Source organism: Paraburkholderia sp. (assembly GCF_049581445.1).
Lineage (GTDB): Bacteria > Pseudomonadota > Gammaproteobacteria > Burkholderiales > Burkholderiaceae > Paraburkholderia.
Genome location: NZ_JBAURZ010000212.1, coordinates 19113 through 28132, shown reverse-complemented (window position 1 = coordinate 28132; position 9020 = coordinate 19113). Strand labels below are relative to the sequence as shown.

Below are 9020 nucleotides of genomic sequence, written 5' to 3'. Positions count from 1 at the left end.
CGCCACCGCTGTCAAGCGGCGTCGCCCCGAACGATGCGGGACCTCCTGCAATCGGCTCCAGATGCGCCGCGTGACCGCCCGCCGTGGTCTCCGGCGATGCCCCGGCATGCCGCGCCAGCGCACGTTGCACAGCATGGAAGACGAACTGGTGAATCGAGCGCGAATCGCGGAACCGCACCTCGATTTTCGACGGATGCACATTCACATCGACGCCTTCAGGCGGCAGATCAAGAAACAGCACATACGACGGATAGCGCTCGCCGTGCAGCACGTCTTCATAGGCGGCGCGCACGGCATGGGTCAGCAGCTTGTCGCGCACGAAACGGCCATTGACGAAAAAATACTGCTGATCGGCGCGGCCCCGGCTCGCGGTCGGCAGACCGGCGCAGCCATAGACGGCTAGCGGGCCAGCGGCTTCGTTGAGCGGCAGATGGGCCGTAGCGAACGTCTCGCCCAAAATTTTGGCGACACGCGTGGCCGGATCGGTGGCGTTCCAGTGCTCCACCGCGCGGCCGTTGTGCAGCACCGAAATCGCCACGTCAGGCCTTGCCAGCGCGGCGCGGCGGATCATTTCCAGGCAATGGCCGAGTTCAGTCTGCTCGCTCTTGAGGAATTTACGGCGCGCGGGGGTATTGAAGTACAGTTCGCGCACTTCGATGGTCGTACCCTGAGTGCCCGCTGCAGGACTCAACACGCCGGTTTGGGCTTCGATGCGCATGGCGTGCGCGGCGTCGGCGGTACGGCTTGTGATCAACATTTCCGACACCGACGCAATCGACGCCAGCGCCTCGCCGCGAAACCCGAGCGTGCCGACCGCTTCAAGTTCGGCAAGCGAGCGGATCTTGCTGGTAGCGTGGCGCATCAGCGCGAGCGTGAGCTCGGACTCGGGGATGCCGCAGCCGTCGTCGGTGATCGAGATGCGTTTGACGCCGCCTTCGTCCAGCAGGATGCGCAGTGTCTGCGCGCCGGCGTCGAGCGCATTCTCCAGCAACTCCTTGACGACCGAGGCTGGCCGCTCGACCACCTCGCCAGCGGCAATCTGGCTGATCAGCAGATCAGGCAGCGGCGCGATGGCTCGCAACGGGCGTAGGACGGGAGCCGTGGCCTTGGCGGCGGCGTCGACGGGCGTTTCGGAAAATTCGGACATGGCGAAATTATAGCGATTCGCCGCGCGCGGACGGCTTGCTCGCCGCGCGGGACACATCGAGGGGCGAGAGCGGCCGTCGAACTGGCCGTCGGTGTGCGTTCGGCCACGCAGTTTTTTTATCACGCCGGGGCACTTTCGGTATCATGGCGCGGTCAATTTGCTCGCTTGCGGGCCTCGCTTCTCTATTCATTTCAAACGCCATGACGGTCCGCCGCATGGGTCGTTCACGCTATTTTGCTTAATAAGGGACGCTTTTGGACACGCTGCTGCAGTTTGTGAATCTTGTGTTGCACATCGACAAGTTTCTCGGAGTTTTCATCAACCAGTACGGCACATGGGTGTATGTGGTGCTGTTCCTGATTGTGTTTTGCGAAACCGGGCTCGTTGTGCTGCCGTTTCTGCCGGGCGATTCGCTGTTGTTCATCGGTGGCGCGTTCTGCGCGAGCGGAGAGATGAACCTCGCGGGGCTGATCCTGATGCTGCTCGTGGCAGCGGTAGGCGGCAACACGGTCAACTATCTGATCGGCAGGGCAATCGGGCCGAAGGTGTTCAATTCACATATCCCGCTACTTGAGCGCTTCCTCGACCGCGCCGCGCTGCAGAAGACCCACAATTTCTATGAGAAGCACGGCGGCAAGACCATCGTGCTCGCGCGTTTCGTTCCGGTCGTGCGTACCTTCGCGCCGTTCGTAGCAGGCGCGTCGCAGATGACCTTGAGCCGTTTCCAGTTCTTCAATGTGGTCGGGGCGCTCTTTTGGGTGCTTTTGCTGGTGTTGCTCGGCTTCTTCTTCGGCAACATTCCGTTCATCCGCCAGTATCTGAACGTAATCGTGCTGGTGGGTGCGGGTGCGGCAATCGTGCCCGTGGTGTTGGGGGCACTCTGGAAGGTGATGCGCAAACCGGCGGTGAAGCCCGGTAGTCGTTGATCGGTCGTTTTGTAGGGGGGCTGCATTGACGCGCTTGCGTCCATGTTGCCGCGAGCAAAACGGATCGAACCTGTCTGTCCCGGTGGAAATTGCATCAAATGAAAAAGGCGTCGCGAAGCTCGCGGCGCCTTTTTTTTGCCCCTGAGGGCTGACGATGTGTGCTTTGCGCCTCGGCGCCGCTGCGTGCTGCGGCGAAGGCGGGGCGCTGCATGGCTGAACCGTTTAACCGCGGTGGACGTGACGCGCGCGACAAAAGAGACCAAAGCACAGCCACGGCCGGATGTCCGGCCACACGCGTTGGTGGGCCGCTCGATGGAGGCGGGTGGGGTCTTAGCCGGCCGTGCGTCGCACGAGTGGCGTTTCGGGGGTCGGATAGCCCGCTCCACGGAACGTCTCGATGATGGCGCGGTTGGTGTCGAAATAGACCTGCCAGTAGTGATCGGTGTGGGTATAAGGCCGCACGCACAGCAGCGGCCCCTCTGGCGTGAACGACAGCACCTCGATATCCGGCGGCGGAGTTTCGGCGACGTTGGCAATCTTCGTGACGGCGTCCCTAAGGCGATTAGCCGCATCAATCGGATCCACGCCGTTGGCAATTTTCGCCGTCAACTCGACGCGACGCACGGGAAGCGTGCTGTAGTTCGAAATGGTGTCGGAGAAGATCTTGTTATTGCCGACGATGGTTGTGACGTTATCGGGCGTGATGAGCGTCGTGCCGAACAGGCCCAATTCCTGGACGGTGCCCGTGACACCGCCGGCCATGACGAAGTCGCCCACCTTGAACGGTCGCAAGACCTGCATGAAGATGCCGGCCGCGAAGTGAGCCAGCAAGCCGCCCCAAGCCGTGCCGATTGCGAGCCCCAGGCCCGCCAGCAGTGCCGCGAACGAAGTGGTCTGGACGCCGAATACCTGCAGGATCGCGAGGATCAACAGCAGATTCAGCAGTGCGCCGAGGATCGAGCCGAGGTAGTGCGCCAGGGTGGGATCGACTTTGCCGTTGCGCGCCAATACCTTGCGCAGCAATCCGGTGATCATGCCGATCACCCAGCGGCCGACAATCCACAGAACGATCGCGCCGAGAACCTTCGTCCCGATGTCGATGCCCCGAGTCATGAGAAAGATGCGTACGGTATCCAGATTCACGTTGTCCTCGCCCGAGTCGGTTGCGTTTGACTGATTGTGTCGATTCAGCGAATGCGCGACGGGAGGGCGAATCTGAAACCGGAGGAAAGCTTGCACGCCGGCTCGTCAGGGCAATCCATCGCATTCTGCGTTGCTGCCTTTTCCTCCGGTAACGCTAACGGCTTGATTCAATGCAGCGGGTGCAATGCCCAATGACGGGCGCGGACTGTCACTCTCTATCCTCCGCAAGTTATAGCCGACGGCGCGCGCGTCCGCAAGGAGCATTCCAGCGAGCTATGCGTGGCGTATGGATTTCAAAGAGCGGCTGAGCCATCCCGCTGTCACATTGGCAGATGAGATTCGGTGTAGGCGGAGGTGCGGATTACGATGGTGTCGCTTGCCTGGTTTTTTGCGCGGCACATGCGCACACGCCGTGCAACGAACACGGCAATTGCGCAGGCAAGCGCACAAGCGCTGGCGCGCTGAACGAATTCCGCCGGTGAACTAAATTTTCCATAGCGGCTTGGCGCGTCCGCAAACACCAGAAAAGTGAGTGCGGCATCGAACATCATCGCTGTTGCTACCAGCGTGGCGAACACGTAGCCGCCGTTCAGCGCGAGATCCGGTTTGGTGAGATTGCACAGATGACACGCGATGAGCACCGTCGTGAGGATTGCCAGGTTCGTGACCAGATCAAACAGAAAGTTGCTCATGAGGTTGAGATTAAAGCGCGGTTGTTTTGAGCGAGGCCGGCAGCTGCTTCCCATCGTTGCAGAGGCTGCGCTGCCGCTGGGCGCGATCATCACACATCTTCACATCTCGATAAATATGAACGTTCGGACTCCAATGGAGTTGAATGGAAGGGTGTTGTAGTGCCGAAGTGAGACGGATTGAGGTAGTCCGACGAGCGGGTAGGGAATTTCTGTCGGGCGATGCTCGCCGCTGCAGCACGGAGCCTTGCTGGGGGTCGCAGCGATGAAGTACGGATTGTCTGACCTATTTTCTTTGACCCCAAAACCTGTATTTGGCCGTGGGATGACGGGTTCGGTCTGATACAGCCTTGAACTGGCGGGAAACGACAAAATTCTTGACCAGACAAATACGGCTGCTGGAATAAACACGTCCGTCTAGTGTTTGAAGTCATGGGGCGCTCGTTTTGAACGCTTGATTGAACAAGCAGACGCTATTTCTGGAGAGTCGAAGATGCAGGAGCAGCAACAGCAATCGCAACCGCAGAGCGGTAATCACCCAACCGAACAGCAAGAGGTCATTCGCGCCCTCGGCAGTACAGAACATCTGTTCTGGCTATGTGATCAAAATCGTCCGACCCATTTCGCGGTGGTCGCCGAAATTGAAGGGAATGTGACGCTCGAAGCTTGGCGTGAAGCCTTCGTCGCTTTGCAACAGCGACATCCGCTGCTTTCGGCGCGCATTGCAACCGACGCTGGAATGAACCCCTGTTTCTACCGGGTTTCCGGCGTCAGAATCCCTCTGCGTGTCGTCGAACGGGCAGGCACGTCGTGGCAGGCAGAAGTGGCTGCCGAGCTTGCAACGCCGTTTGATCCGTTGACTGCTCCGTTGGTGCGTGCAACCTTGCTGACGGGAGATGAGGGGTCGACGCTGATATTGGTCGCTCATCACTCGGTCGTTGACGGGATGGCGAGTTCATTTTTGATTAGCGATCTGCTGCGCGCGCTTTCGGGAGAGCATCTCCCCGCGCTGCAACTTGCACATCCGCTTGAAGTTCTGTTGAGTGACGAGGTGCGTGCTGCACCGGTTTCACCGCCGCCAGCGCTGGCTCCCACGCCTAAAGCGTACCGGGACGAAGAATCGAAGCGTGTTCAAGTAGAGGGGATTGCGCTTTCATCGGCGCTGACACTCCAACTCATTGCACGATCGCACAAAGAGCAGACGACCGTACACGGCGCGGTTTGCGCAGCGGTACATGAAGCCGGACGCCGTCTATCGCCAGAATGGTGCCGACGCCCCGTGCGGACCATTACACCAATTGACGTCCGTCATTGTTCGGATGACATCGGGACCGATGCCGGTGTGTATATCACGCAAACCGTTACCGTCGACGATCATCAACGCGGTACCCCGTTCTGGGATATGGCGCGCACGATGAAGCGTAACGTGGCCAGTGCTCAGACGCGCGACGCGACGCTTCTGAATCTGAAGGACCTCCAGGCAGCCATGACGGCCCACACGACGGTTCAGCACGCCGCGGGGTTTGCGTCAGTGGTGCTGGCTTTTGATGTGCTGCTGTCAAACCTTGGAAATGATCCCGTTCCTTCGGCGTATGGTCGTCTGAAACTTAACGCACTATGGGGACCCATGCTAATGACGGGCTTTGTTGACGATCAGGTTGTGGGGGTCTGCACCGTCAATGGTGTACTGCGCCTCGTTCAAACTAGCCACGCCGCCATACCCGGATTACTTGAGGCGATGCGCGACGTGCTTGAGCATGCAGTTCGCACTGATGTGGGGGACAACCCGGTGGTGCACGCGACTGATACGGAGTTCGTCTAACTGTTGCCCGGCGCTTCTGTCCAGGAAGCGCACCGGGGAGAACACCCGCCACGTTCCGGAAATGTTTCGGTTTCCCAACAGACCGGCTTCGTGGATCAAGGTGAGCGAACTCAAACTGCTGCAGAAGAGAATCACCCCGGATGCCGATCGGGTGACTCTCTACGCCGTGGATCCGACTTCTGCCGCGAAATTACGATCGACGCTGACAAACTTTGCACAGCACAACGTCTCGCGGGATTTCTCGGTGGCGATCTATTAGAGCACCTGGGCGGGCACACACTTGCTGTGTTCGAACGCTGAACTACAGGTGTTTAATCCGTGGCAGCTATTTTCCGCTGTGCCTATCGCGAGCCTGGTCGTTTTTTGCTGTGGGCGTTGGACAAATAGAAAGGGCCTAGCGCGAACGCTAAGCCCTTGAATCTTTTGGTAGGCCGTACGGGATTCGAACCTGTGACCAACGGATTAAAAGTCCGCTGCTCTACCAGCTGAGCTAACGACCCAAAAGAGAAGCGGAATTATATCGATTTTGGTCGGACGCTGTCAACCCACCGGTATCGAAGCTTGCGACCAAAAAGCGAAAAGCCTGAGGCATGGACTGCCCCGGGCTTCCCGGCGAGAGGCGCGCGTGACTTTTACTTCGGCACTGCGCGTTACGTCAACAGCTTGGCTACTTGATTTGCGACAACTTGCTTTGTGCCGACTGCGCGACATCCGAACTGCCGTATTGCGCGACGATCTGCTCGAGGGTCTTCTTTGCAGCGGCCTTCTGACCTTGCTCGAGTTGATTGTTGGCAATCGCGAGCAGCGCTTCCGGCGCACGCGGATGCTGCGGATAATTCTTCACAACGCCTTCCCAAGTAGACGTCGAGCCCTTGTAGTCGCGCAATGCATACAGCGCGTTGCCGAGCCAGTACTGCGCGGTCGGCTGATAAGGGCTCTGTGGATACTTGGAAATGAAGCTGCGGAACGAAGCCGCCGCGTTCTTGAAGTCGCCGTTGCGGAACTGCGTTGAAGCCGCATTGAACGCATCCGTTTCGCCCGGCTGGACCTCGCCCTGTACTCCATCGACCGTCTGTTGTTGCGGCTCGAACTTCTTGAGGCGCGTATCGAGGTCGGTGTAGTAGTCCTTCTGCTGTTTCTGCAGCGTGGCAAGCTGGTTCGCCATGTCCTCGTTCTGTCCGCGCAACGTTGCGACCTGCTGGTTCAGCTGGTCGAGATGGTTGGACTGATCGAGGATGGTGCGCTGTGCGGCCGCGAGCTGGCTCGACAGGCTATCGGTCTTGGTACGAAGATCGAGAATCGCCTGACGAGCCTGGTCGTCGTCGAACATGCCCGCGTGCGCAGGCACGGCCGTCAAGGCCGAGCCTGCCACACAGGCGGCTGCGGCAAAGCGCAGCAAGGAGAAACGAAGGGTCATACGGCTCATCATCCGTTACTGTTGGTACACGAGGTCGGCGCGGCGGTTTTGTGCCCACGACGCTTCGTCATGACCGTCTGCCAGCGGCTTTTCCTTGCCCAGGCTCACGGCTTCCATTTGCGAATCCGGCACGCCGAGCAGCGACAGGGCGCGACGCACAGCTTCAGCACGCTTCTGGCCCAGTGCCAGGTTGTACTCGCTCGTGCCGCGTTCGTCGGTGTTGCCCTGGATCAGAACGTGACGTTCCGGGTGTGCCTTCAGGTAACGCGCGTGTTGTGCCAGCAGCGACTGATAGTCGTCCTTGACCGAGTAGCTGTCAAAGTCGAAGTAGATGCTGCGTTTGGCGAGCGGGCTGTTCGGATCGTTCAGCTCATCAACGTTGACCTGGGCCACTGCGTTCGGGTTCGGTTGCGTGCTAACTGCACCACCCTTGTTGCTCTCATCGAGCTTTACGCCCGAATGACATGCAGCGAGTACACCGACCAGCAATGCGGCGAATACGATACGAAATTTTGACATCATTTGTGACTCTCCTAGTGTGTGTTATTGCATCAACTTTATTGCATAAACGGGCCCCAGGACGGCTCGCGAACGATGCCGCCCTGAACGGACAGGACCTGCCGAGTGCGACCATCGGTCGATACTGCGGCCAACACGCCACGGCCGTTCACCTGTGTGGCGTAAAGAATGTACTGACCATTCGCCGCGAAGCTCGGCGATTCGTCATGTGTTGTGTCGGTCAACCCGGTTGCCGTACCGGACTGAAGGTCGAGGATGTACAGCTTGAAGGCGCCACCCACGCGCGATATGTACGCGATCTGCTTGCCGTCCGGGCTCACACGCGGGCTCGTATTGTAGTTGCCCGAGAATGTCACGCGCTGTGCCGCACCTGCGCTTTCGCCCTGCGCCGACATCTTGTAGATCTGCGGTTGACCGCCCCGGTCGCTGGTGAAGTAGATCGTCTGTCCGTCAGGAGAGTAGGCCGGTTCGGTATCGATGGACGTGCCTTGTGTCAGGCGACGCAGGCCGCCGCCGTCCGCATTGACGGCGAAGATCTGCGTGTTGCCGGTGCGCGAAAGCGCCACAGCCAACGTGCGTCCATCCGGCGACCACGCCGGTGCGCTGTTGTTACCCTTCTGGTCCGATACGACAATACGACGGCCCGTGGGCAGATCGTGGATGTAGACGATCGGCTTCTTCTTTTCAAACGACACGTATGCGACCTTCGTGCCGTCCGGCGACCAGGCCGGCGAGATGATCGGCTCGGGGCTTGACAGCGCAATATGCGCGTCCTGGCCATCCGAATCGGAAATCTGCAACTGGTAGCGGTTGCCGGTCTTGATCACATACGACAGACGTGTGGCGAACACGCCGCGATCGCCTAGCAGCTTCGCATAGATGTAGTCCGCGACCTTGTGCGCGCTCATGCGCAGGCCGCTTTCCGGACTGACCAGCACGAGGCCGCCGAGGCTCTCCCCCTTAACGGTGTCGTAGAGCTTGAAACGCACTTCAAACTGGCCGTTAGGCAGACGGTTCACGCTACCGGCGACGAACGCGTTAGCACCCTTGGCCTTCCAGCTGCCGAGGTCGACCGAATCGTTTTCCGACACGGGCGCGCTGCCTGCGTCGATGTTAGTGAATTTGCCGCTGCGCTGAAGGTCCTGTCGCACGATTGTGCTGACCTGCTGCGGTGAGCTCGCTTCGTTGGCGAAATTCGCCGTGGCGATGGGGAACTGGGTGGACCCGACGCCCGTTACGAGGACATTGAGTTGTGCGTGCGCAGCGCCACCGGCTGCAATCAGGCACGACGCCACTAACGTCCGCAGGCCTAGCTTCGTCATCAAACTCATGCTGTATGGATTCCCAAAAAATCGGT

At 59.6% G+C, this 9020-nt stretch carries 9 protein-coding genes and 1 tRNA gene; 3 read left to right on the top strand and 7 right to left on the bottom strand.

Features of this window, described 5'->3' with window-relative positions; all coding sequences use genetic code 11:
• Positions 1–1147 (bottom strand): DNA mismatch repair endonuclease MutL (gene mutL / locus WCA85_RS18555; protein WP_424066337.1); only part of this gene is annotated, 1147 nt, incomplete at its 3' end.
• A gap of 254 nt (positions 1148–1401) precedes the next feature.
• On the opposite strand from mutL, the gene WCA85_RS18550 reads away from it, so the two are divergent.
• Complete coding sequence (locus WCA85_RS18550) at positions 1402–2073, top strand: VTT domain-containing protein (RefSeq protein ID WP_424066336.1); 672 nt, start codon at positions 1402–1404, stop codon at positions 2071–2073.
• Positions 2074–2403: 330 nt separating this feature from the next.
• Here WCA85_RS18550 and WCA85_RS18545 read toward each other — a convergent pair whose 3' ends face one another.
• Together WCA85_RS18545 and WCA85_RS18540 are read right to left on the bottom strand one after the other, a co-directional pair.
• Positions 2404–3216, bottom strand: a complete 813-nt coding sequence (locus tag WCA85_RS18545) for a mechanosensitive ion channel family protein (RefSeq protein WP_424066339.1) — start codon at positions 3214–3216, stop codon at positions 2404–2406.
• Positions 3217–3536: 320 nt separating this feature from the next.
• Positions 3537–3908 (bottom strand): hypothetical protein, encoded by a 372-nt coding sequence (locus tag WCA85_RS18540; RefSeq protein ID WP_424066335.1) that lies wholly within the window; start codon positions 3906–3908, stop codon positions 3537–3539.
• A 490-nt stretch (positions 3909–4398) separates the two neighbouring features.
• Between WCA85_RS18540 and WCA85_RS18535 the strand changes: the two genes are divergently transcribed.
• Together WCA85_RS18535 and WCA85_RS18530 are read left to right on the top strand one after the other, a co-directional pair.
• A complete protein-coding gene (locus WCA85_RS18535; RefSeq protein ID WP_424066334.1) occupies positions 4399–5727 on the top strand; it encodes a condensation domain-containing protein in 1329 nt (442 codons plus the stop codon).
• A gap of 100 nt (positions 5728–5827) precedes the next feature.
• The gene (locus tag WCA85_RS18530) at positions 5828–5986 is read left to right on the top strand and encodes a hypothetical protein (RefSeq protein WP_424066333.1); all 159 of its coding nucleotides are present in this window, start codon (positions 5828–5830) and stop codon (positions 5984–5986) included.
• A 165-nt stretch (positions 5987–6151) separates the two neighbouring features.
• Here WCA85_RS18530 and WCA85_RS18525 read toward each other — a convergent pair.
• The 4 genes from WCA85_RS18525 to tolB all read right to left on the bottom strand — a co-directional run bounded on the left by WCA85_RS18525 (position 6152) and on the right by tolB (position 8994).
• Positions 6152–6227: transfer RNA gene (locus WCA85_RS18525), tRNA-Lys, on the bottom strand.
• A gap of 167 nt (positions 6228–6394) precedes the next feature.
• Positions 6395–7144 (bottom strand): tol-pal system protein YbgF, encoded by a 750-nt coding sequence (gene ybgF, locus WCA85_RS18520; protein ID WP_424066332.1) that lies wholly within the window; start codon positions 7142–7144, stop codon positions 6395–6397.
• 15 nt (positions 7145–7159) lie between these two features.
• On the bottom strand, positions 7160–7666 hold the full coding sequence (gene pal / locus WCA85_RS18515; protein WP_424066331.1) for a peptidoglycan-associated lipoprotein Pal: 507 nt from the start codon (positions 7664–7666) through the stop codon (positions 7160–7162).
• 35 nt (positions 7667–7701) lie between these two features.
• Positions 7702–8994 carry a Tol-Pal system beta propeller repeat protein TolB gene (gene tolB, locus WCA85_RS18510; RefSeq protein ID WP_424066330.1) on the bottom strand — a complete coding sequence of 431 codons (1293 nt, stop codon included), beginning with the start codon at positions 8992–8994 and terminating at the stop codon, positions 7702–7704.
• Positions 8995–9020 lie beyond the last annotated feature (26 nt).